Source organism: Bradyrhizobium sp. PMVTL-01 (genome assembly GCF_051861855.1).
In the GTDB taxonomy this organism is placed as follows: Bacteria; Pseudomonadota; Alphaproteobacteria; order Rhizobiales; family Xanthobacteraceae; genus Bradyrhizobium.
The window spans coordinates 878,199-899,373 of record NZ_CP193982.1 but is presented as its reverse complement, the minus strand read 5'-3'; the positions used below and the strand labels follow the sequence as shown (position 1 = coordinate 899,373).

Below are 21,175 nucleotides of genomic sequence, written 5' to 3'. Positions count from 1 at the left end.
GGAAAAACAAGCCCCCTGCGGCCTCACGCAGGGGGCTTTTCGTTCGCCCCTCCGATTATGATCACGCGATTGCACAATCGAATGACAGGAAAGCCTGCTTACGCTTTTGCGCCTGATGCGGTAGGCATGTCACTGGCGCTCGCCGCCGATCTCTCCTGTCCGCCGAAGGCCTTCGCCATGACCGACCGACGTCCCCTGCTCCGCGCGCTCTACGACGCCGCCGTTGCCGCCGCCCATCCGAATACGATCCTGGCGCCGCACTTGCGCCCCGCGCCCAGGGGACGCGTGATCTGTCTTGCCGCCGGCAAGGGCGCCGGTGCGATGGCCGCAGCCGCTGAGCGGCACTATGTCGACACCCTCAAACTGGCACCGGAGCGGCTGGTGGGCATCGCCACCACGCGCCACGGCCATGGCGTGCCGACGCGGCGCATCCGAGTGGTCGAGGCCGGTCATCCCGTGCCCGACGAAGCCGGCCTCAAGGGCGCCGCCGACACGCTCGCGCTTGCCGGCGAGGCCGGCCCCGACGATCTGCTGCTGGTGCTGCTCACCGGCGGCGGCTCGGCGAACTGGATCGCACCGGTGGACGGCATCAGCTTCGCGCAGAAGCAGGCGGTCAACAAGGCGCTGCTCCGCTCGGGCGCGCCGATCGGCGAGATGAATGTCGTGCGCAAACACCTCTCGCGCATCAAGGGCGGGCGTCTCGCGCGCGCCGGCAGGAACGCGTCCGAGATCGTCACGCTCGCGATCTCCGACGTGCCGCACGATGATCCCTCCGCCATCGCCTCCGGCCCCACCGTGCCGGATCCGACCACGCTCGCCGACGCGCGCGCGATCGTGGCGAAGTACAGGCTCGACATCGACGAGGCCGTGCGCCGCGCGCTCGACGATCCCGGCAATGAAAGCTGCAAGCCGGGCGATGCCGCCTTCGCGCGCGCGTCGTTCGAATTGATCGCGCGGCCCAGGCAATCTCTCGACGCGGCGGTCAAGCTCGCCAGGCACGCCGGCTACGAGACCATCGACCTCGGCGCCGATCTCGAAGGCGAAGCGCGCGAGGTCGCCGCCAATCACGCCAGGCTGGCGCTCGATGCGCGCGCGCAAGGCAAGCGCGTCGCGATCCTCTCCGGCGGCGAGCTCACGGTGACCGTGCGCGGCAATGGGCGCGGCGGCCCCAACCAGGAATACGCACTGGCGCTCGCGGAGCTGTTGAAGGACACGGCTGGCATTTCAGCCCTTGCCGGCGATACCGACGGCGCCGATGGCGGCGCCGGCCACCCCACCGACCCCGCCGGCGCGCTGATCGATGTCGCGACGTTCGCGAAGATGAAGGCGCAAGGACTGCAGCCGCAGGCCTATCTCGACAACAACGACGCCACGACCTTCTTCGAGGCGACAGGCGATCTGCTGCAGCCCGGCCCGACCCTGACGAACGTCAACGACATCCGGGTGATCTTGGTGGATTGAGGCGCGCCGGTTCCTCCACCGTCATTGCGAGCGTAGCGAAGCAATCCAGAATCCCTCGGCAGAGACACTCTGGATTGCTTCGCTACGCTCGCAATGACGGGAGGTGACGGCGGGCCCCTTCAAAACTCGTTGGCGATCTTCGAGAGCATCCCGATCAGGGCTTCGCGATTGGCCTGGCCGAGCAGATCGTTCAGCCGTGCCTCGTGCTTGGAGGCGACGAGCTTCTTGGCCCGGGCCAGCACGGCCTTGCCCTTGTCGGTCAACACCAGGATGTGCGAGCGGCGGTCGTTGGTGGAGCGGATCCGCGCGCAAAGGTCGCGGCTCTCGAGATTGTCGAGCATGGCCACGAAGTTCGGCCTGAGGATGCCGAGCGTCGAGGCGATCTCGGTCTGGTTACGGCCGGGGTTCTTCTCGACCAGCAGCAGCACCGAGAACTGCGCCGGCGTCAGCTGGAGCGAGGCCATGCAGCGCAAAAAGTTCTCGAACACCTTGAGCTGCGCCCGCTTCAGGACATAGCCGAGCTGCTCGGACAACTCGCCGAGCTGGAGGGCTTCCGCCTGCGGCTCGCCCGCGTCCTTGCGGCCCTTGGCCAGGTCGGCCGTCTTTTCGGAAGTCTTTTCAGCGGTTTTGGAAACGGTCATCGCCTCGTGCTCGTAATCCCGCTAAATTCGGGACGGGTCGCTCCCCACCCTTGATGTTATATTTGATAATTGTTATGGACCATATCAAATATCGTCAGCGTATTTCAATGGCTGTGTGGGGACCATCCACCGCAATTGCGGAGTCCGGTCCTCGATCTTGAGGGGGAGCGTCCGGTCTTGAACACCACTATCATGCTGTTCCTGGTGCAGGACGGCATCACCAATGGCGCAATCTACGCGCTGCTCGGCCTGGCGCTGGTGCTGGTGTTCGCCGTCACCCGCGTCATCCTCATTCCCCAGGGCGAATTCGTCACCTACGGCGCGCTGACCTACGCCTCGCTGGCCGCGGGCCAGATGCCCGGCACGGCCAAGCTCGCGCTGGCGCTCGGCATCGGCGCCTTCGCCTTCGACCTGTTCGTGGCGCGCAAGGCGCTGCATGGCCGGCTGGTGGTCCGCAGCTTCATCACCAACATCGTGCTGCCTTCCGTCGTGCTGGCCCTGACCATCTACTTCGCCGCCCAGAAGCCGCCGGTCGCAATCTGCATCGCGCTGTCGCTGGTGATCGTGGCGATGATCGGCCTCTATCTCTACCGCATCGCCTTCCAGCCGCTGGCGCACACCTCCGTGCTGGTGCTGCTGATCGCATCCGTCGGCGTACATCTCGCGCTGCAGGGGCTCGGCCTGTTGTTCTTCGGCGCCGAGGGCCAGCGCGGACCTGCCGTACTGTCCGGCGCCTTCACCGCCGGCGCGCTGCGCTTCACCGGCCAGAGCATCACCGTCTACGCCATCACCATCGCCTTCATCATCGGGCTCTGGCTGTTCTTCGGCCTGACGCTCTATGGCAAGGCGCTGCGCGCGACCGCCGTGAACCGGCTCGGCGCGCGGCTCGCCGGCATCCGCACCACGCTGTCGGGGCAGATCGCCTTCCTGCTGGCCTCGGTCATCGGCGCGCTGTCGGGCATCATGATCGTGCCGATCACGACGCTCTATTATGACTCGGGCTTCCTGATCGGCCTGAAGGGTTTTGTTGCCGCGATCATCGGCGGGCTCGTCAGCTATCCTCTCACCGCCGTCGCCGCGCTGGTCGTCGGCATCGTCGAGGCGTTCTCGTCGTTCTATGCCTCCAACTACAAGGAAGTGATCGTCTTCATGCTGCTGATCCCCGTGCTGCTGCTGCGCTCGCTCGCAGCGCCCGCGGTCGAGGAAGAGAAGGACTGACGCGCATGCAGAGCCGGCTTCCCATCATCGTCTTCGCGCTTCTCATGGCGGCGATCCCGTTCATCCCGGGCATGCCCCCGTTCTGGATCGTGCTGCTCGACAATATCGGCCTTGCGGCCCTGGTCGCGATGGGCCTCGTGCTGCTGACCGGCGTCGGCGGCCTCACGTCGTTCGGACAGGCGGCCTTCGTCGGCTTCGGCGCCTACACGACCGCCGTGCTGTCGGCGTCCTACGGCCTGTCGCCCTGGCTGACGCTGCCGCTGTCGCTGGTGGTCAGCGGATCGCTGGCGGTGCTGCTCGGGCTGATCACGGTCCGCCTGTCGGGCCATTACTTGCCGCTTGGCACGCTCGCCTGGGGGCTCGGGCTGTTCTACCTCTTCAGCAAGCTGGAGTTTCTGGGCCGCAACGATGGCATCTCGGCGATCCCGCCGCTGTCGATCGGCACGTTCAAGATGCTCTCGCCCGGCTCGATCTATTACGCGATCTGGGTCGCCGTGATCCTCTCGGCGCTGCTGACGATGAACCTCCTGGACTCCCGCACCGGCCGCGCCATCCGCGCGCTGCGGCGCGGCCATGTCGCGGCCGAGGCGTTCGGCGTGCACACGCCGCGGGCCAAGCTCTTGGTGTTCATCCATGCCGCCGTGCTGGCCGGCCTGTCGGGGTGGCTCTACGCCCATCTGCAGCGCGCGGTGAACCCGACGCCGTTCGGCGCGCAAGCAGGCATCGAATATCTCTTCATCGCCGTGGTCGGCGGCGCCGGCTATGTCTGGGGTGGCGTGCTGGGCGCGGCGATCGTCGTGGTGCTGAAGGAGGTGCTGCAGAGCTATCTGCCGCTGATCCTGCCCGGCTCCGGCCAGGTCGAGACCATCGTGTTCGGCATCATGCTGGTGGCGCTGCTGCAGTTCGCCCCCGGCGGCCTTTGGCCCTGGCTGATGTCGTTCCTGCCCGAGCGTACGAGTGGCAGGAAGCCGGACACCTCGCTGAAGCTGGAGCAGCGCAGCCGCGCGCCCGCCGAGGCAGGCGTGCTGCTCCAGGTCGAAAAGGCGCGAAAACAGTTCGGTGGCGTGGTCGCGGTCAACAACGTCTCCTTCGACGTCCACGCCAGGGAGATCGTCGCACTGATCGGGCCGAACGGCGCCGGCAAGAGCACCACCTTCAACCTGATCACCGGCGTGCTGTCGGCGACCTCGGGCGCGATCTCGGTGCTCGGCAGGAAGGTCGACAAGGCGCCGCCGCAGGAGATCGTCAAGCTCGGCATCTCCCGCACCTTCCAGCACGTCAAGCTGGTCCCCGACATGACCGTGCTGGAGAATGTCGCGATCGGCGCGCATCTGCGCGGCCATTCCGGCCCGATCTCCTCAATGCTGCGGCTCGACCGCGCCGACGAGGCAAAACTGCTTGCGGAAGCGGCACGGCAGATCGAGCGCGTCGGCCTCACCGAGCAGATGCACCAGCTCGCAGGCTCGCTCTCGCTTGGCCAGCAGCGCATCGTCGAGATCGCCCGTGCGCTGTGCGTCGACCCGATGCTGCTCCTGCTCGACGAGCCGGCCGCGGGCCTGCGTCACATGGAGAAGCAGCGCCTCGCCTCGCTCCTCCGCGAGCTGCGCAACGGCGGCATGAGTGTGCTCCTGGTCGAGCACGACATGGGCTTCGTCATGAACCTCGCCGACCGCATCGTGGTGCTCGATTTCGGCACCAAGATCGCGGAAGGCACGCCCGCCACGATCAAGACCAATCCCGAAGTGATCAAGGCCTATCTCGGAGTGGCGGCATGAGCGCGCTGTTGTCCGTCACCGAGGCCCATGTCGCCTATGGCAAGGTCGAGGCCGTGCGCTCGGTCTCGCTCGAGGTCGGCCAAAACCAGATCGTCACGATCGTCGGCGCCAACGGCGCCGGCAAGACCACGCTGCTGTCGGCCATCATGGGCATCCTGCCGCTGAAGGGCCGCGTCGCCTTCGCCGGCCAGGATCTCGCCCGGCTCGACATCGAGGACCGCGTCGCGATGGGGCTCGGCCTCGTGCCGGAGCACCGCGAATTGTTCGTGACCATGAATGTCGAGGACAATCTCGAATTAGGGGCCTTCCGCATCGAGCGCAGCCGGGCGAAGTCCTCGATCGAGCGGGTCTATGCGCTGTTTCCGCGCCTCAAGGAGCGCCGCAAGCAGCTCGCCGGCACCTTGTCCGGCGGCGAGCAGCAGATGCTCGCCATGGGCCGCGCGCTGATGGGCGAGCCGAAGCTCCTGATGCTGGACGAGCCGAGTCTCGGTCTCGCTCCGATCATCGTCGCCGACATCTTCCGCATCATCACCGAGCTGCGCGCTAGCGGCGTCTCCGTGCTGCTGGTCGAGCAGAACGCGCAGGCCGCGCTGAAGATCGCGGACCAGGCCTATGTGATGGAGCTCGGCGAGTTCGTGCTCAGCGGCAAGGCCAGCGACATCGCCGCGAACGAGCGCGTCGCGGCAAGCTATCTCGGCTTCCAGCATGAAGGCGCGAGTGTGATCTAGGTCTTTCCTCCCCCTCTCCCCGTTCTCACGGGGGACGGTCGGGGTGAGGGGCTGCCGCCGCGCAGACGGTGATAGCTTAGCTCGCTCTCTCTCCTCGTCATTGCGAGCGCAGCGAAGCGATCCAGAATCCTTCCGCGGAGACACTGGATTGCTTCGCTTCGCTCGCAACGACGGTGTGGATGGAGCAGGCGCCATATCAACCTGACCCGGCTGGCGGAGGCTCCCCCTCACCCGGATCGCATCTGCGATGCGATCCTGCCTCTCCCCGCACGCGGGGAGAGGCGAAGCGGGCGGCTCAAGTCATCGTCCGCTTCTCCCTCTTCAACGCCGCGACCTCCGCTTCCAGCTCAGCGATGCGCTGGTCCCTCGCCGCCAGCGCTGCCGCGACATCCGGCGCATCGAACTTTTGCGGAATGTGCTGCGGACAATTCGTGTCCCAGGCCGCGAGCTTGAACAGGATCACCTGCTCCGCCCGCGCGCGATAGCCTTTCGGCATCAGCGACGTCGTCAGCGCCTCGTCATCCTCGACCACCCGGGCCTCGCCCCAGATCTTCACCCTCCGGCGATGGGCGTAGTCCATCACGAAGATATACGCCTTGGAGTTCTCGGACAGGTTGCCCTGGGTGATATATTGCCGGTTGCCGGTGTAGTCGGTGAAGGCGAGCGTCTGCTTGTCCAACACCTTCAAGAACCCCTTCGGGCCGCCGCGGTGCTGGATGTAGGGCTGGCCGTCGGCCGAGGCCGTCGCAAAGTAGAAGCTGTTGGCGTCAGCGAGGAACGCCGCGAGGTTCTCGTCGACCTCGGTGCGCCATCCCCGCTGTTCGGCATGGGCATAGCCCTCGCGCGATCCCTTTCGGGCCTGGATCGATTTCACCGCCGGCGAGAAGGCGACGTCGCTGGCATAGGTGTGTACGGCAGTCATCGGAACATCTCCTGAATTCCGGGCGCATTCCTGCGTCTTTCGACCGTTAATCTGGACTTTTCGGCTTCTAAAACAATCAAGCGACTTGACACTTCATCATTGCAATATACGCAATAATTCCCGTGGACCGCCTCGAAGCCATGCACGTCTTCGTCACCGTCGCCGATCTGCGCGGCTTTGCGCCGGCAGCGCGAAAGCTGCGGCTGTCGCCCTCGGCGGTGACGCGGATGATCGCGGCGCTGGAGGAGCATCTCGGCGCGCGCCTGCTGCAGCGGACCACGCGGCAGGTGACGCTGACCGACGTCGGCACACGCTATCTGGAGCGCGCGCGGCGCATCCTCGCCGATGTCGAGGAGGCCGACGGCTCCGCGCGCGAGGAGCGCAACCGGCCGAGCGGGCGGCTGGTGGTGTCGGCGCCGGTCGGCTTCGGCCGGCTGCATGTCGGGCCGGTCATGACCGCCTATCTCAAGCGCTATCCCGAGGTCGCCGCCGAACTCAGGCTGTCCGACCACTTCGTCAATCTCGTGGAAGACGCCGTCGACGCCGCGGTGCGGATCGGCCACCTTGCCGATTCGTCGCTGGTGGCGCGCCAGGTCGGCCAGATGCGACGCATCGTGGTGGCGGCGCCCGGCTATCTCAACCGCCACGGCGAGCCGAAGACGCCGGAAGCGCTACACGAACACCAGACCATCCAGTTCGGCCCGTCCGCCAGCTGGCACTTCGTGCAGGGCGGCAGGGACATCGAGGTGACGCCGTCACCGCGCTTCGCCAGCAACAGCGCCGACGCCGCCCTGCAATATGCCGAGGCCGGCGGCGGCGTGACGCGGGTTCTGGCCTATCAGGCCGCCGAGGGGTTGAAGCGCGGGCGCTTGAAAATCGTGCTGGCGAAATACGAGCAGCCGGCGCTGCCGATCCACATCGTCTACCCGACCTCGCGCCTGCTCTCGGCCAAGGTGCGCGCGTTCATCGACCTCGTGGTGGAGACGGCGGAGTGGAGGTTCGGGTGAGGATCGTGCCCCGGAGGTTTCGCAGCGCTGCTTCCGGAGCACGCGAGCGCAGTGTGCCGCACCACCATCTCCACATCGTCATTGCGAGCGCAGCGAAGCAGTCCAGAATCTTTCCCGGCAGTCTGGATTGCTTCGCTGCGCTCGCAATGACGGAGCAAGGGGCGACACCCACCGCAGGAGCGTCATGCCTTCTTCGGCACCACCCGGAACGTCCCGCTGGCGCGTGCGATCGCGACCTCGTCGGCCTTGATCAGGCACTGCGCGAAGCAGATCGTCTTGCCGGTCTTGATCACGTCGCTTTCGATCGAGCACCACTGGCCAATTTCGGCGGAGCCAACGAAATCGACCGAGAGCGAGACCGTCACGAACGACGTGGTCCAGCCGGTCGCCTGCGCGCAACTGTAGCCCATGGCATTGTCGGCGAGCGCGGTGATGAGGCCGCCATGGATCAGGCCACGGCCGTTGGTGTGCGGCTTCGCCAGCCGCAGGCCGATGACGACGGCCTTGTCGGTCTTCTTCGCGTAGAGCGGCTCCCACGGCTCGGTGAGAGGGCTCTTGCGAAAGAGCGGCTCGAAGCCGGCGGGGATGTCGCTGGAGGTCATGGTTGTCTCGCGTTGCTGTGTCGCCGACATTGAACGCGATGTGGATGAGCGTTTCACCGCCTACAAAGTTTAAAACGGGATTTGCGCGGGTGTTTGAAACGGGCACTCCGTCATTGCGGGGAGCCCTTGCGACGAAGCAAGTCCAGAAACCTTTCGCGGAAACAGGCTGGATTGCTTCGCTGCGCTCGCAATGACGATGTGGAGACACCGTCCTGAAACGGCGGTGCCGCTCTAAAACGGCAGCCCCACGTAATTCTCCGACAGTGACGTCATCGCGGCGTGCGACTGCGTGACGTAGTCGAGCTCGGCGAGCTGGATGCGCGCGCCGATGCTGCCGGTATCCGGGAATTTGTGCAGCATCGAGGTCATCCACCAGGAGAAGCGCACGGCTTTCCAGACCCGCGCCAGCGCCTTGGCGGAATAGGCATCCATGCCGGCGCTCGACTTCTCGTCGTAGAATTCACGCAGCGCACTCGACAGGTAATGCGCGTCGCTGGCGGCGAGGTTCAGTCCCTTGGCGCCGGTCGGCGGCACGATGTGGGCGGCGTCGCCGCACAGGAACATTTTGCCGAAGCGCATCGGCTCGGCGACGAAGCTGCGCAGCGGCGCGATGCTCTTTTCGATGGAGGGTCCCGTGACGAGGCTGTCGGCCGCCTCCTGGTCGAGCCGGCGCTTCAGTTCGTCCCAGAAGCGATCATCCGGCCACTGGTCGACGTGGTCGTCGAGCGAGCACTGCACATAGTAGCGGCTGCGCTTCGTCGAGCGCATGGTGCAGAGCGCGAAGCCCCTCGCGTGATTGGAGTAGATCAGCTCATGGCTGACCGGCGGCGTCTCGGAGAGGATGCCGAGCCAGCCGAAGGGATAGACCCGCTCGAACTCCTCGATCGCCGAGGCCGGAACGCTGGCGCGGCTGATACCGTGGAAGCCGTCGCAGCCGGCAATGAAATCGCAATCGAGCGTGTGGGTGACGCCGTCCTTCACATAGGTTACGCGCGGGTGACTGCCCTCGAAATCGTGCGGCTGCACGTCCCTGGCCTCGTAGACCGAAACGAGCCCTGCGGCCTTGCGCGCGTTCATCAGGTCGAGCGTGACCTCGGTCTGGCCGTAGATCATCACCGTCTTGCCGGTCGCACCCTTCATGTCGATGCGGTGGCGGCTGCCGGAAAAGGCGAGTTCGATGCCTTCATGCACCAGGCCTTCGGCATGCGCCCGCGTGCCGGCGCCGACCTGGTCGAGCAGCGCGACGGTTCCCTCCTCCAGGAGGCCGGCGCGGATGCGGCCGAGCACGTAATCCGGGCTCTGCCGCTCCAGAATGACGTTGTCGATGCCGTATCGATGCAGCAGTTGCCCAAGCAACAATCCGGCCGGCCCGGCCCCGATGATTGCGACCTTTGTCCGCAATACTTGCTCCTCCCGATTCTGTAAGGTGCGGCGGCGGACGCGCTTGTCGCGCCGATCCGCAGACGATAATTATAACATATAATCGTTGGGCAAAAGGAGTGCGGTCGCAGGGGCAGCGACAAATCCATGCAATATGGCTGACGTAGATGAAGCGTCAGTTCCGGCTTGAACGCGCCGGCCAATTATATAACATGTTAAATAATGAGGACGGGCCATAAGCCCGCCTTTGAAAAGAGGGAGAGACGCGTGATGAGAAAAGCCTGTCTGGCTTTGCTGCTGGCAGCAAGCGTGAGCCCTGCGCTGGCGCAGGACAAGACCTTCGATTTGAAGGTCTCGCACTGGGTGCCGGCCTCGCATCCGCTGCAGAAATCGCTGGAAGACTGGGTGGCCGCGGTGAACAAGGACTCCGGCGGCACCATCACGGGCAAGGTGTTTCCGGCCCAGCAGCTCGGCAAGGCGTTCGATCATTACGACATGGCGCGCGACGGCATCGCCGACGTCACCTACGTCAATCCCGGCTACCAGCCCGGCCGCTTCCCGATCATCGGCGCTGGCGAATTGCCGTTCCTGATCTCGGACGCCAAGGGCGGCTCGATGGGGCTCGATGCCTGGTACCGCAAATATGCCGAGAAGGAGATGAAGGACGTCAAATACTGTCTCGCCTTCGTCCACTCGCCCTCCTCCTTCCACTCCAAGACCAAGAAGATCGTCGCGCCGGAGGACGTGAAGGGCCTGAAGATCCGTCCCGCCCACGCCACCATGGCGAATTTCGTCACCTCGCTCGGCGGCACCAATGTGCAGTCGTCGGCACCGGAAGTGCGCGACATCATCGAGCGCGGCGTCGCCGACGGCGTCACCTTCCCGTGGGGCTCCCTCGTGCTGTTCGGCATCGACAAGGTGACGAAGTACGACCTGGAGGCGCCGCTCTACACCACGACCTTCGTGTTCGTGATCAACAAGGACAAATACAACGCGATGTCCGACAAGCAGAAGGCCGCGATCGACAAGAACTGCACGGTCGAGATGGCAGGCGCGGTCGGCGAGCACTGGGGCAAGTTCGAGGATGCCGGCATCGACAAGGTGAAGGCGGAATCCGGCCACGAGGTCTACAAGCTCACGCCCGAGCAGACCTCCGCCTGGAAGAAGGCCGCGGAGCCGCTGGTCAAGACCTGGGGCGACGGCGCCAAGAGGGCCGGCGCCGATCCCGATGCGGCGCTTAGCGATCTGAAGGCGTCGCTGAAGAAGTACAACGCGCTGGCGGAGTGAGGCGATGGCAGGCTCTCTCTCCCCCTCTCCCCGTTCTTACGGGGTGAGGGTTGGGGTGAGGGGCTGCATACGCATAGATGGTGAGAGTTGGACTCGTGGAGAGTCCCCCTCACCCGGAACCGCGAGTCGAGAGCGAGAATGGCATCACACGGGACACACCCATGAAGCGCGCCTGGATGGATCGCTTTATCGACACGATCGAATGGATCGCGGCCGGCTTCGTCGGCCTCGTCGCGCTCGATATCTTCCTGTCGGTGCTGTTGCGCAACACGCTGAACTACTCGATCCCCGACAGTTTCGACATCGGCCGCATGCTGCTCGGCATCCTCATCTTCTGGGGCATCGCCGCGACCTCCTATCGCGGCACCCACATCACCGTTGATCTCGTCTGGGGCAATGTCAGCCCGCGCTATCAGCGCTGGATCGACGTGTTCGCAACGCTGGTGCTGCTGTTCGTCGTGACCGTGCAGACCTGGACGCTGTTCGACAAGGTACGCGGCACTTACAACGACAACGTCCAGACCTTCGACATGCACATGCCGACCTGGCCGTTCTTCGCGGTCGCCTGGATCGGCGATGGCGCGGCCGTACTGCTGATCGCGATCCGCACTTACCGGCTGATCTTCCATCCCGAAGACATGCACGATCCCAAGCTGAAGGCGACGGAGTAACCATGAGCACCGATGCCGTCGCCTTAATCGGCTTCGTTTCCCTCTTCGTCCTGATGCTGCTGCGCGTGCCCGTCGGCATGGCCATGGGCCTCGTCGGCGTGTCCGGCTTCGCCTATCTCGTCAACGGGACGGCCGCGCTGAAACTGGTCGGCCAGACCTCGATGCGTACTGTCACCGACTATACCTTCGGCGTCATCCCGATGTTCTTGCTGATGGGCTCGTTCGTTTCCAATTCCGGCATGAGCCGCGAGCTGTTCCGCGCCGCCAACGGCTTCGTCGGACACTTGCGCGGAGGGCTCGGCATCGCCACCGTCGGCGCCTGCGGCGGCTTCGCCGCGATCTGTGGCTCGTCGGTCGCGACTGCCGCGACGTTCTCCGCGGTCGCTTATCCCGAGATGCGCCGCTTCGGCTATCCGCAATCCTTCGCCACCGGCGTGATCGCGGCGGGCGGCACGCTCGGCGCAATGCTGCCGCCCTCCACCGTGCTCGCGGTTTACGGCATCATCACCGAGCAGGACATCGGAAAACTCTTCATCGCCGGCATCATCCCCGGCCTCCTGGCGATGACCATGTACATGATCACGATCTTCCTGATCGGATATTTCCGGCCCGATTTCCTGCCCAAGGGCAAGGTGCTGCCGTGGCGCGAGCGCTTTGCCGGCCTGAAGGACATCTGGGCGCCGGTGCTGCTGTTCGTATTCGTGATCGGCGGCCTCTACGGCCTGCCGTTCCTGCCGCGCTTCACGCCGACCGAGGCCGGCGGCGTCGGCGCCACCGGCGCCTTCATCATCGGCATGGTCACCGGACGGCTCGACCGCGACAAGGTGCTGGCCTCGCTGCTGCAGGCGACGCGCACCGCAGCGGCCGTGTTCACCGTGCTGATCGGCGCCTTGATCTTCGGCTATTTCCTCACGGTGACGCAGACGCCGCAGAAGGTGACGGAGTTCCTCACCGGTCTCGGCCTCGGGCCCTACGGCGTGCTGGCGTTGATCATGGTGATGTATCTCGTGCTCGGCTGCCTGATGGATGCCATGGCGATGATCATCCTGACCGTGCCGATCATCTTTCCCGTCATCATGCATCTCGGCTTCGACCCGATCTGGTTCGGCGTCATCATCGTCATGACAGTCGAGCTCGGCCTGATCCACCCGCCGGTCGGCATGAATGTCTTCGTCATCAAGAGCGTGGTGAAGGACGTCTCGTTCTCCACCATTTTCAAGGGCGTGATCCCGTTCGTAGCGACGGATCTGGTGCGGCTGTTGATCCTGATCGCCTTCCCGCTGCTGGCGACGTGGCTGCCGATGCAGATGATGGCGCATTAGAGGTGATGAGATTGAATGCCGCACGGCGCGGTCGCTTCCCTCTCCCTCGTGGGAGAGGGTGGCTCGCCGCAATAGCGGCGAGACGGGTGAGGGGTCTCTCTCGGCATGCACCCCGCGTTTGCGGAAGCAACCCCTCATCCGGCGCTTCGCGCCACCTTCTCCCACAAGGGGAGAACGAAGGGCACCGCGCTTGGAGTGACCGATTGGAGTTGAGCGATGACCACCCCCACACTCGAAACCAAATACGTCTTCACCATCACCGCGCGCATCGGGGACGTCGTCACCGCCGGCGAGACCGGGATCGGCGTCCGCCGCATCATCCCGATCATCGGCGGCGAGGTGACGGGCGCGATCACCGGAAAAGTGCTGCCCTTCGGCGCCGACTTCCAGACCATCCGCCCCAACGAGCTGATCGACTTAGAGGCCAAGTACGCCTTCGAAACCGACGACGGCGCCGTCGTCTATATCGAGAACAAGGGCATGCGCTTCGGGCCCGTCGAACTCCTGCAGAAGCTCAAGCGCGGCGAGCCGGTCGATCCTAAGCTGATCTATTTCCGCACCGTGCCGAAGTTTGAAACCGGGCACAAGACGTATCGCTGGCTGATGGAGCACATTTTCGTCGGCTCGGCCGCGCGCCATGCGGACCGCGTGGTGATCGACGTGCATCAGGTGGTGTGAGGGACTGTCTTTTTTTACCCTCCGCTGAGGAGCGCAGCGGAAGGCGCGCGGGGGGTGATCTCACCGCAGACACCGTTGGCGTTGAGGGACTGTCACCCCGCCCCGCTCGCGCTGAAGCGCGAGCGACCCGCCCCCTCAAGGGGCGGGTGAGACCTTGACTCTGCCAAAATTCGTTATACAACATAACTATTCTGACAAGGACGCAAATGACACAGGGAAACGCCGAGACCGCTGGCGCGGGTGCCTCCGGGCTTTTGAGGATCGAGCGGGCGGACCGGGTTCTGACCGTGGGGCTGAACCGGCCGGCCAAGCGCAATGCGCTCAATGACGGCATCATCCTGGAAATCGGCGAGTGTTTTGCCTCGCTGCCCGAGGACATCGGCGCGGTGGTCATCCACGGCATCGGCGACCATTTCTCCTCAGGCCTCGACCTGTCCGAGCTGACCGAGCATGACGCCACCGGCGGGCTGCTGCATTCCCAGATGTGGCACCGGGTGTTCGACCGTATCCAGTACAGCCGCGTGCCCGTGATCGCGGCACTCAGGGGCGCCGTGATCGGCGGCGGGCTGGAGCTTGCCTGCGCGGCGCATATCCGCGTCGCCGAGCCCTCGACCTATTTCGCGCTGCCGGAGGGCCAGCGCGGCATCTTCGTCGGCGGCGGCGGCTCGGTGCGGCTGCCGCGGCTGATCGGCGTCGCCAGGATGATGGACATGATGCTGACGGGCCGCGTCTACAGCGCGACCGAAGGCGCATCCTACGGCTTCGCGCAATATGTCACGGAGGCCGCCAACGGGCTCGGCAAGGCGCTCGAGCTTGCGACCAAGATCGCCTCCAACGCGCCGCTCACGAATTTCGCCGTGCTCCAGGCGCTGCCCATGATCGCGGAAGCCAACCCGCAAACGGGCCTGTTGATGGAATCGCTGATGGCCACCGTCGCGCAGAGCGATAAAGAGGCAAAGCGCAGGATCCGCGAATTCCTCGAGCACAAGACCGCGAAGGTGAAACCCAAGTCATGAGCGCGCAGCCGTCCTCTTCCAGCATGGAGCGCGGCGCGAGCACTTCTCCGCTGCGGCCCATTTCGTTCGGCGATCCCGTCGTCAATGTCGAGCGGAGCGACGACGGCACGATTTACCTCAGGCCCAAGCACCCGCTCGGCGACTATCCGGACCGCATCACCGACCGCCTGCACCACTGGGCGACGACGACGCCGGACCGCGTCTTCATGGCCGAGCGCGAAGGCGGCCGCGGCTGGCGCAAGATCACCTATGCCGAGCTGCTCACCGCGAGCCGGCATATTGCATCGAGCCTGATCGCGCGCGGCCTGTCGGCCGAGCGTCCGGTCGTCATTCTCTCCGGCAACTCGATCGACCATGCGCTGCTGGCCTTCGGCGCGTTTTATGCCGGCATTCCGTTCTGCCCGGTGTCACCGGCCTATTCGCTGGTCTCGAAGGATTACGGCAAGCTGTCCTACCTGATGAAGCTGCTGACGCCGGGCCTCGTCTTCGCCGAGGACGCCGACAAGTTCGCCGACGCGCTCGCGGCCAATGTCTCGCTCGGCACCGAGATCGCGGCCTCATGGGGCGCCGTGCCGGGCCGCGACGTCACCCTGCTCGCAGACCTCATGGCGACGCCGATCCGCGGCGATCTCGACGCGGTCCACGGCAAGATCGGCCCCGACACGATCGCAAAATTCCTGCTGACGTCGGGCTCGACCGGCAATCCCAAGGCCGTCATCAACACCCAGCGCATGATCTGCGCCAACCAGGTGATGTTGCGCGAGACGCTCGCCTTCCTCAAGGACGAGCCGCCCGTCATCATCGACTGGCTGCCGTGGAATCACACCTTTGGCGGCAATCACAATATCGGCCTGACGCTCTACAATGGCGGCTCGATGTATCTGGACGCCGGCAAGCCGGTGCCCGGCGGGATCGAGGAGACGGTGCGCAATCTCCGGGAGATTTCGCCGACGGTCTATTTCAACGTGCCCAAGGGCTATGAATCGCTGCTGCCCTATTTGCGCGACGACCAGGGCCTGCGCGCAAAGTTCTTCGACCGGCTGCACGCGATGTTCTTCTCGGGCGCCGCGCTGTCGCCGTTCGTCTGGAACAGCCTCGACGAGCTCGCGGTAAAGGAAAAGGGCTATCGCGTGCCGATGTTGACCGGCCTGGGTGCGACCGAGACGGCGCCGTTCTTCATGTCGGTCAATCCGCGCACCAGCCGCTCCGGCCATGTCGGCCTGCCCGTGTCCGGTAATGACGCCAAGCTGGTGCCGAACAACGGCAAGCTGGAGGTCCGCGCCAAGGGGCCGAACGTGATGCCCGGTTACTGGCGCCAACCCGACATCACCGCAAAATCCTTCGACGAGGAAGGATTTTACAAGATGGGCGATGCGCTCAAGCCGGCCGACCCTGACGATTTCAACGCCGGCTTCGATTTCGACGGCCGCGTCAGCGAAGATTTCAAGCTCGCCAGCGGCACCTGGGTCAGCGTCGGCCCCCTGCGCGCGCGCCTCACCGCGGCCTGCGCGCCGCTGGTGCGCGACGTCGTCATCGCCGGCATCAACCGCGACGAGATCTCCGCGCTGGTCGTGCTCGATCTCGACGGTTGCCGCCTGATCAACCCGACGCTGCCGGCGGACGATCTCGTCGTCGCCACGCGCGACCGGCTGGTGCGCGAGGCTTTCCGCGAGCGCCTGACCCGTTTCCTCAGCCAGGCCACGGGATCCTCGACGCGGATCACGCGGGCGATCCTGATGGACACGCCGCTCTCGATCGACAAGGGCGAGGTCACCGACAAGGGCTCGATCAACCAGCGCGCGGTGCTGGAACATCGCACCGCATTGATCGACGAGCTCTATGCTGCCAATCCGTCGGACCGTGTGATATCGGTCGGCTAATATGACAATGGGAATGAACCAGTCGGCTCTATTCTTCACCTCTCCCCGCAAGCGGGGCGAGGGAGCGCACCGAGCGCTCGGATACGATCGCGTCTGAATTAAAATCGCCAAAGGAGAACGCCATGTTGTTGAAGGATCAGGCAGCCATTGTCACCGGCGGCGCATCAGGACTTGGCGCTGCCACCGCGCGAAAACTGGCGGCGCAGGGCGCCAGGGTCGCGGTCTGCGACCTCAATGCCAAGCTTGCGGAAACCGTTGCCGCCGAGATCAAGGGCGTGGCCGTGACCTGCGACGTCTCCGACGCCGCTTCGGCCGAAGCTGCGATCGCGCAGGCGACCAAGGCCCATGGCCCGGCCCGCGTGCTGGTCAATTGCGCCGGCATCGGCGTTGCCAAGCGCGTCGTCGGCCGCGACGGCCCGATGGCACTCGCCGATTTCGACAAGGTGATCAAGGTCAACCTGATCGGCACCTTCAACATGCTGCGCCTCGCCGCGACCGAGATGTCCAAGCTCGAGCCGCAGGCGACCGGCGAGCGCGGCGTCATCATCAACACCGCCTCCGTCGCCGCCTATGACGGCCAGATCGGCCAGTCGGCCTATTCGGCCTCCAAGGGCGGCATCGTCGGCATGACGCTGCCGATCGCGCGCGAGCTCGCGCAGTTCGGCGTGCGCGTGCTGACCATTGCGCCCGGCCTGTTCCTGACGCCGCTGCTGGCGAACCTGCCGCAGGAAGCCCAGGACTCGCTCGCCGCAGCGATCCCCTTCCCGCGCCGGCTCGGCCAGGCCGACGAGTTCGCCGCGCTCGCGCTGCACATGGTCGAGAACGCATATCTGAACGGCGAAGTCGTGCGCCTCGACGGCTCGCTGCGCATGGCGCCGAAATAAGGCGCCACGCATGTTCGTGAACCGGCGCGAGGTCCAGATCCAGTGGGGCGATTGCGACCCCGCCAACATCGTCTATTACCCGCGCTATTTCGCGATGTTCGACGATTCGACCTCGACCCTGTTCGAGGTCGCAGGATTCTCCAAGCAGGACCTGGTCCGCAAATACGGCCTGGTGGGCATCCCCATGGTCGACACGCGGGCCAAGTTCTACATCCCCTCGACCTATGGCGACTGGATCACCATCGAGACGAGGATCGAGAGCATCAAGCGCTCGAGCTTCGAGGTGAAGCACAACGTCTACAAGGGGGACTCGCTGGCGATCGAGGGGTTCGAGACCCGCGTCCTGGTCGGCCGCGATCCTGCCAACCCCGACAAGCTGAAATCGGCACCGTTTCCGGCGGAGATGATCGCCAAATTCACGGGAAGCTAAATCGCCGCATCACCAAAAGACGGAGCTGAATTCACGATTGATTTCTGCTTTCAGAGAAAACACGTCAAGGGAGGAATAGATGAAACGCTTTTACCTGACCGCCGCCATTGCCGCGGCGACGCTCGCCCTGCCGGCGCTGCCCGCGCTGGCCCAGACCAGCGAAATCACCATCGGCATCACCACGACCACGACCGGCCCGGGCGCCGCCCTCGGCATTCCCGAGCGCAACGCGCTGGAATTCGTGCCGAAGGAGATCGGCGGCGTGCCGCTGAAGGTGATCGTGCTCGACGACGGCGGCGATCCCACCACCGCGACCACCAATGCCCGCCGCTTCGTCACCGAATCCAAGGCCGACATCATCATGGGCTCGGCGCTGACGCCGCCGACGATCGCGGTCTCCAACGTCGCCAAAGAAGCCGGCATTCCGCACTTCGGTCTGGCCCCCTTCCCGATCACGCCGGAGCGCATGAAGTGGTCGGTGGCGATGCCGCAGCCGATCCCGATCGTCGGCAAGGTGCTGTACGATCACATGAAGTCGAAGGGCATCAAGACCCTCGGCTATATCGGCTATTCCGACTCCTACGGCGACCTCTGGTTCAACGATTTGAAGGCCCAGGCCGTGCCGATGGGCATGACCATCGTCGACGAGGAGCGGTTCGCCCGTCCCGATACGTCGGTGACCGGACAGGTGCTCAAGCTCGTCGCGGCCAATCCCGACGCGATCCTGGTCGGCGCCTCCGGCACCGCGGCAGCGCTGCCGCAAACCGAGCTGCGCGAGCGCGGCTATCAGGGCCTGATCTACCAGACCCACGGTGCCGCCAGCATGGACTTCATCCGCATCGCCGGCAAAGCGGCCGAGGGCGTGCTGATGGCATCAGGCCCCGTCATGGACCCCGAGGACCAGCCGGACGAAGCCGCCACCAAGAAGCCCGGCCTCGCGCTCAACACGGCCTATGAAGCCAAATACGGCCCGAACAGCCGCAGCCAGTTCGCCGGTCATTCCTACGATGCGTTCGAGATCCTGAAGCGCGTCATCCCGACCGCGCTGAAAACCGCAAAACCCGGCACTCCGGAATTCCGCGAGGCGATCCGTCAGGCCTTGCTGACGGAGAAGGAGCTGGCGGCGAGCCAGGGCGTCTACAACTTCACCGAAAAGGACCGCTACGGCCTCGACGAGCGCTCGCGCATCCTGCTCACCGTGAAGAACGGCAAGTACACGCTGGTGAAGTAAGGCAGACAGCGGTTGCGAAAAGACGAGAGCCGGCCCGATGGGCCGGCTCTTTTGTTTTTGGCTTGAATATCAGCGAGCGCGAAGTCGAAGCAATTAAGCCAACATCACCGCTCTCTCCGTTCCCTCCCCCCTTGTGGGGGAGGGAACGGACCTCCTTCGGAGCGCGAGAGGAGCTTCATTGCAGCAGACTCACGCCGCTTGCCGCAGCGGGGTCCAGGCGAACTCCGGATAGTAGCTGTCCATCATGCGGTCGACATACGCCGTGAGGTTCGGAAATCCCTCGGCCCGCTGCCGCAGCCCGGATTCGAAGAACGGCGTCAAGATCCCTGCGAGGGCGCCGAAGGCGGTCGCATCGACGCCGCAGGGCTTGTTGCCCATCAGATATGCCTTGTCGCCGAGCTGCACCGAAAGTGCGAACAGCGAGCGGACGGCGAGGTCGATGTCGTCATCAGGCGCATGGCGGCCGAGGCCGGAGAGCAGATAATTCTCGGCGACGCGGAACTGTGCGTCCTCGCGCAGCTTTTCGCGGTTGTGCTCCGGCGCGCCGTCGAAGAAATGCGCAGGGCCCTTGGCGAAATTGACCGGATCAACCCAGCGCGCGCCGACCAGGGCCCAATAGACATGATGCTCGATCATCCGCTCGAACGCCCAGGCCTGCGCGCGCTCGGCCAAGGAGAGGCCGGCGTCGAAGTCGAAACCGTAGCGGCGCTCGATATGGGCTCGGATGAAGGTGGAATCGGCCACAGCCTCGCCGCCATCGTCGATGAACGGCAATTGCCCCTTGGGCGAAGCGGGCGGCATCGCGCGCTCCTTCCGGTACGGCAGTCCCGCCATCTTGAGCTGCACCTCCGTCTTGGTGACGAAGGGGCTGATTTCCGGCAGGCCGAAGCCGGTGCCAAAGCCGTAAAGCGTGATCATGAAAGCTCTCCTGAACCTGCCAAGTTTGACGGAACCTAGTGACGGGCTGCTGCCACCATGGTGGCAGCAGCCGTGATATCTTCTGCGAAACGGGCCCCCTGCCAGGCGCGGCCCATGAAGTGACGGACCAGCGCGTCCGCGGCCTGGGTCAGCGAGCGTGCCACCACGCTTGCCAGTGCAAATCGGAGATCGACGGCCATGAGATCGAGCGAAACGAGGCGGCCAAACGCCCAAGCCCGCAACATTTGGTCCTGCCATTGCTGCGCCCGCCACAGCGGACCGGCCAGGCCGAGATGGATTGGAGTGATCATGGACAAACCCTCTTCAGTCGATGTGTTGTCCCGGTATAGAAGCCCCCTGCTGCCAACATCCTGTCAGCAGCCATGCGCCGATTTCTGATCCGTCGTTCGAGAAGAGAATTGTCATGAGACGTGCCGACCGGCTGTTTCAGATCATCCAGCTGCTCCGGCGCACGCGTAAGCCGCTGACGGCGGACGCGATCGCGGCCGAGCTCGAGACCTCCAAGCGCACGATCTACCGCGATATCGCGACGCTGATCGGCCAGCGCGTGCCGATCCGCGGCGAGGCGGGCATGGGCTACATCCTGGAAAAGGGTTTTGACCTGCCGCCTTTGATGCTGACGCCCGACGAGATCGAGGCGGCGGTGCTGGGCGCGCAATGGGTTGCGGGCCATGCCGATTCGGCGCTGGCGCGCGCGGCCGAAGACCTGATGGCCAAGATCGCCGACACTGTCCCCGAGCGCCTGCGTCCCTTCGTGCTGGAGCCGGCGAGCCGGGCGCGGCCGAGCTGGAACAGGGAGCCTGATCGCCTCGACATGGTGCGCACGCGCACCCAGATCCACGAGGGCAAGAAGATCATGCTGCGCTATCGCGACGAGCAGGGCCGGGCCAGCGAACGCATGATCTGGCCGATCTCTGTCGGCTATCTCGAAGCCGTGCGCCTGCTCGCGGCCTGGTGCGAGCTGCGCAGCGATTTCCGCAGCTTCCGCACGGACCGCGTGGTGGACGCAACCTATCTCGACGAGAGATATCCTGAAAGGCGCGACGTGCTGCGCGCGAAATGGCGGCAGAGCCTGGTCTGGGGCCCGCCGAAGGACACGTGAG

At 65.1% G+C, this 21,175-nt stretch carries 21 protein-coding genes; 15 read left to right on the top strand and 6 right to left on the bottom strand.

The features are described 5' to 3' along the window. Positions 1-177 precede the first annotated feature (177 nt). On the top strand, positions 178-1,461 hold the full coding sequence (locus tag ACRQ5Q_RS04210) for a glycerate kinase type-2 family protein (RefSeq protein WP_439399680.1): 1,284 nt from the start codon (positions 178-180) through the stop codon (positions 1,459-1,461). A 119-nt stretch (positions 1,462-1,580) separates the two neighbouring features. Here ACRQ5Q_RS04210 and ACRQ5Q_RS04205 read toward each other — a convergent pair whose 3' ends face one another. Then, the gene (locus ACRQ5Q_RS04205) at positions 1,581-2,102 is read right to left on the bottom strand and encodes a MarR family winged helix-turn-helix transcriptional regulator (protein ID WP_439372985.1); all 522 of its coding nucleotides are present in this window, start codon (positions 2,100-2,102) and stop codon (positions 1,581-1,583) included. A gap of 177 nt (positions 2,103-2,279) precedes the next feature. Between ACRQ5Q_RS04205 and ACRQ5Q_RS04200 the strand changes: the two genes are divergently transcribed. From ACRQ5Q_RS04200 to ACRQ5Q_RS04190, 3 genes are read left to right on the top strand one after another with little or no spacing between them, the layout of a single operon-like run. Further along, positions 2,280-3,320 (top strand): branched-chain amino acid ABC transporter permease, encoded by a 1,041-nt coding sequence (locus ACRQ5Q_RS04200; protein ID WP_439372984.1) that lies wholly within the window; start codon positions 2,280-2,282, stop codon positions 3,318-3,320. Positions 3,321-3,325: 5 nt separating this feature from the next. After that, the gene (locus ACRQ5Q_RS04195) at positions 3,326-5,095 is read left to right on the top strand and encodes a branched-chain amino acid ABC transporter ATP-binding protein/permease (protein WP_439372983.1); all 1,770 of its coding nucleotides are present in this window, start codon (positions 3,326-3,328) and stop codon (positions 5,093-5,095) included. Further along, a complete protein-coding gene (locus ACRQ5Q_RS04190; RefSeq protein ID WP_439372982.1) occupies positions 5,092-5,823 on the top strand; it encodes an ABC transporter ATP-binding protein in 732 nt (243 codons plus the stop codon). Before ACRQ5Q_RS04195 ends, ACRQ5Q_RS04190 begins: the two co-directional genes overlap by 4 nt. 295 nt (positions 5,824-6,118) lie before the next feature. Here ACRQ5Q_RS04190 and ACRQ5Q_RS04185 read toward each other — a convergent pair whose 3' ends face one another. Then, a complete protein-coding gene (locus ACRQ5Q_RS04185; RefSeq protein ID WP_439396167.1) occupies positions 6,119-6,745 on the bottom strand; it encodes a pyridoxamine 5'-phosphate oxidase family protein in 627 nt (208 codons plus the stop codon). A gap of 122 nt (positions 6,746-6,867) precedes the next feature. Here ACRQ5Q_RS04185 and ACRQ5Q_RS04180 point away from each other — a divergent pair, with 122 nt between their 5' ends. Beyond that, a complete protein-coding gene (locus ACRQ5Q_RS04180) occupies positions 6,868-7,752 on the top strand; it encodes a LysR family transcriptional regulator (protein WP_439372980.1) in 885 nt (294 codons plus the stop codon). A gap of 182 nt (positions 7,753-7,934) precedes the next feature. Here the strand turns inward: ACRQ5Q_RS04180 and ACRQ5Q_RS04175 are convergent, their stop codons facing one another. Together ACRQ5Q_RS04175 and pobA are read right to left on the bottom strand one after the other, a co-directional pair. After that, a complete protein-coding gene (locus ACRQ5Q_RS04175) occupies positions 7,935-8,354 on the bottom strand; it encodes a PaaI family thioesterase (RefSeq protein WP_439396165.1) in 420 nt (139 codons plus the stop codon). A 231-nt stretch (positions 8,355-8,585) separates the two neighbouring features. Then, positions 8,586-9,755, bottom strand: coding sequence for a 4-hydroxybenzoate 3-monooxygenase (pobA, locus tag ACRQ5Q_RS04170; protein ID WP_439396163.1), 1,170 nt, complete (start codon positions 9,753-9,755; stop codon positions 8,586-8,588). A 249-nt stretch (positions 9,756-10,004) separates the two neighbouring features. Between pobA and ACRQ5Q_RS04165 the strand changes: the two genes are divergently transcribed. The 9 genes from ACRQ5Q_RS04165 to ACRQ5Q_RS04125 all read left to right on the top strand — a co-directional run bounded on the left by ACRQ5Q_RS04165 (position 10,005) and on the right by ACRQ5Q_RS04125 (position 19,133). After that, positions 10,005-11,021: a TRAP transporter substrate-binding protein gene (locus ACRQ5Q_RS04165; RefSeq protein ID WP_439372977.1), complete on the top strand. Its 1,017-nt coding sequence runs from the start codon at positions 10,005-10,007 to the stop codon at positions 11,019-11,021. Between the two features lie 161 nt (positions 11,022-11,182). Further along, positions 11,183-11,692, top strand: coding sequence for a TRAP transporter small permease (locus tag ACRQ5Q_RS04160; RefSeq protein ID WP_439372976.1), 510 nt, complete (start codon positions 11,183-11,185; stop codon positions 11,690-11,692). 2 nt (positions 11,693-11,694) lie between these two features. Beyond that, positions 11,695-13,014 carry a TRAP transporter large permease gene (locus tag ACRQ5Q_RS04155; protein ID WP_439372975.1) on the top strand — a complete coding sequence of 440 codons (1,320 nt, stop codon included), beginning with the start codon at positions 11,695-11,697 and terminating at the stop codon, positions 13,012-13,014. A gap of 216 nt (positions 13,015-13,230) precedes the next feature. Then, the gene (locus tag ACRQ5Q_RS04150; RefSeq protein WP_439372881.1) at positions 13,231-13,692 is read left to right on the top strand and encodes a DUF3237 domain-containing protein; all 462 of its coding nucleotides are present in this window, start codon (positions 13,231-13,233) and stop codon (positions 13,690-13,692) included. Positions 13,693-13,898: 206 nt separating this feature from the next. Continuing rightward, on the top strand, positions 13,899-14,708 hold the full coding sequence (locus ACRQ5Q_RS04145) for a crotonase/enoyl-CoA hydratase family protein (RefSeq protein ID WP_439372880.1): 810 nt from the start codon (positions 13,899-13,901) through the stop codon (positions 14,706-14,708). After that, entirely contained in the window at positions 14,705-16,588 is a 1,884-nt protein-coding gene (locus ACRQ5Q_RS04140; RefSeq protein ID WP_439396161.1) for a feruloyl-CoA synthase, read from the top strand. The genes ACRQ5Q_RS04145 and ACRQ5Q_RS04140 overlap by 4 nt, the downstream gene beginning before the upstream one ends. A 122-nt stretch (positions 16,589-16,710) precedes the next feature. Then, entirely contained in the window at positions 16,711-17,472 is a 762-nt protein-coding gene (locus tag ACRQ5Q_RS04135) for an SDR family NAD(P)-dependent oxidoreductase (protein WP_271583899.1), read from the top strand. Between the two features lie 10 nt (positions 17,473-17,482). Further along, positions 17,483-17,902: an acyl-CoA thioesterase gene (locus ACRQ5Q_RS04130; RefSeq protein WP_439396159.1), complete on the top strand. Its 420-nt coding sequence runs from the start codon at positions 17,483-17,485 to the stop codon at positions 17,900-17,902. Positions 17,903-17,981: 79 nt separating this feature from the next. Then, positions 17,982-19,133 (top strand): ABC transporter substrate-binding protein, encoded by a 1,152-nt coding sequence (locus ACRQ5Q_RS04125; protein ID WP_439396158.1) that lies wholly within the window; start codon positions 17,982-17,984, stop codon positions 19,131-19,133. Positions 19,134-19,322: 189 nt separating this feature from the next. Here ACRQ5Q_RS04125 and ACRQ5Q_RS04120 read toward each other — a convergent pair whose 3' ends face one another. Together ACRQ5Q_RS04120 and ACRQ5Q_RS04115 are read right to left on the bottom strand one after the other, a co-directional pair. Then, the gene (locus ACRQ5Q_RS04120) at positions 19,323-20,051 is read right to left on the bottom strand and encodes a glutathione S-transferase family protein (protein ID WP_439372876.1); all 729 of its coding nucleotides are present in this window, start codon (positions 20,049-20,051) and stop codon (positions 19,323-19,325) included. 35 nt (positions 20,052-20,086) lie between these two features. After that, positions 20,087-20,362: a hypothetical protein gene (locus ACRQ5Q_RS04115; RefSeq protein ID WP_439372875.1), complete on the bottom strand. Its 276-nt coding sequence runs from the start codon at positions 20,360-20,362 to the stop codon at positions 20,087-20,089. 113 nt (positions 20,363-20,475) lie between these two features. Here ACRQ5Q_RS04115 and ACRQ5Q_RS04110 point away from each other — a divergent pair, with 113 nt between their 5' ends. Continuing rightward, positions 20,476-21,174, top strand: coding sequence for a helix-turn-helix transcriptional regulator (locus ACRQ5Q_RS04110; RefSeq protein ID WP_439396156.1), 699 nt, complete (start codon positions 20,476-20,478; stop codon positions 21,172-21,174). Position 21,175 lies beyond the last annotated feature (1 nt).

What these genes read in the sequence shown, in the direction of transcription:
- ACRQ5Q_RS04145 (WP_439372880.1), top strand. Translation starts at nt 13,899, where the DNA reads ATGACACAGGGAAACGCCGAGACCGCTGGCGCGGGTGCCTCCGGGCTT.
- ACRQ5Q_RS04110 (WP_439396156.1), top strand. Translation starts at nt 20,476, where the DNA reads ATGAGACGTGCCGACCGGCTGTTTCAGATCATCCAGCTGCTCCGGCGC.
- ACRQ5Q_RS04175 (WP_439396165.1), bottom strand. Translation starts at nt 8,354, where the DNA reads ATGACCTCCAGCGACATCCCCGCCGGCTTCGAGCCGCTCTTTCGCAAG.
- ACRQ5Q_RS04195 (WP_439372983.1), top strand. Translation starts at nt 3,326, where the DNA reads ATGCAGAGCCGGCTTCCCATCATCGTCTTCGCGCTTCTCATGGCGGCG.
- ACRQ5Q_RS04185 (WP_439396167.1), bottom strand. Translation starts at nt 6,745, where the DNA reads ATGACTGCCGTACACACCTATGCCAGCGACGTCGCCTTCTCGCCGGCG.
- ACRQ5Q_RS04125 (WP_439396158.1), top strand. Translation starts at nt 17,982, where the DNA reads ATGAAACGCTTTTACCTGACCGCCGCCATTGCCGCGGCGACGCTCGCC.
- ACRQ5Q_RS04135 (WP_271583899.1), top strand. Translation starts at nt 16,711, where the DNA reads ATGTTGTTGAAGGATCAGGCAGCCATTGTCACCGGCGGCGCATCAGGA.
- ACRQ5Q_RS04160 (WP_439372976.1), top strand. Translation starts at nt 11,183, where the DNA reads ATGAAGCGCGCCTGGATGGATCGCTTTATCGACACGATCGAATGGATC.
- ACRQ5Q_RS04150 (WP_439372881.1), top strand. Translation starts at nt 13,231, where the DNA reads ATGACCACCCCCACACTCGAAACCAAATACGTCTTCACCATCACCGCG.
- ACRQ5Q_RS04155 (WP_439372975.1), top strand. Translation starts at nt 11,695, where the DNA reads ATGAGCACCGATGCCGTCGCCTTAATCGGCTTCGTTTCCCTCTTCGTC.
- ACRQ5Q_RS04120 (WP_439372876.1), bottom strand. Translation starts at nt 20,051, where the DNA reads ATGATCACGCTTTACGGCTTTGGCACCGGCTTCGGCCTGCCGGAAATC.
- ACRQ5Q_RS04205 (WP_439372985.1), bottom strand. Translation starts at nt 2,102, where the DNA reads ATGACCGTTTCCAAAACCGCTGAAAAGACTTCCGAAAAGACGGCCGAC.
- ACRQ5Q_RS04115 (WP_439372875.1), bottom strand. Translation starts at nt 20,362, where the DNA reads ATGATCACTCCAATCCATCTCGGCCTGGCCGGTCCGCTGTGGCGGGCG.
- ACRQ5Q_RS04165 (WP_439372977.1), top strand. Translation starts at nt 10,005, where the DNA reads ATGAGAAAAGCCTGTCTGGCTTTGCTGCTGGCAGCAAGCGTGAGCCCT.
- ACRQ5Q_RS04140 (WP_439396161.1), top strand. Translation starts at nt 14,705, where the DNA reads ATGAGCGCGCAGCCGTCCTCTTCCAGCATGGAGCGCGGCGCGAGCACT.
- ACRQ5Q_RS04190 (WP_439372982.1), top strand. Translation starts at nt 5,092, where the DNA reads ATGAGCGCGCTGTTGTCCGTCACCGAGGCCCATGTCGCCTATGGCAAG.
- ACRQ5Q_RS04130 (WP_439396159.1), top strand. Translation starts at nt 17,483, where the DNA reads ATGTTCGTGAACCGGCGCGAGGTCCAGATCCAGTGGGGCGATTGCGAC.
- ACRQ5Q_RS04210 (WP_439399680.1), top strand. Translation starts at nt 178, where the DNA reads ATGACCGACCGACGTCCCCTGCTCCGCGCGCTCTACGACGCCGCCGTT.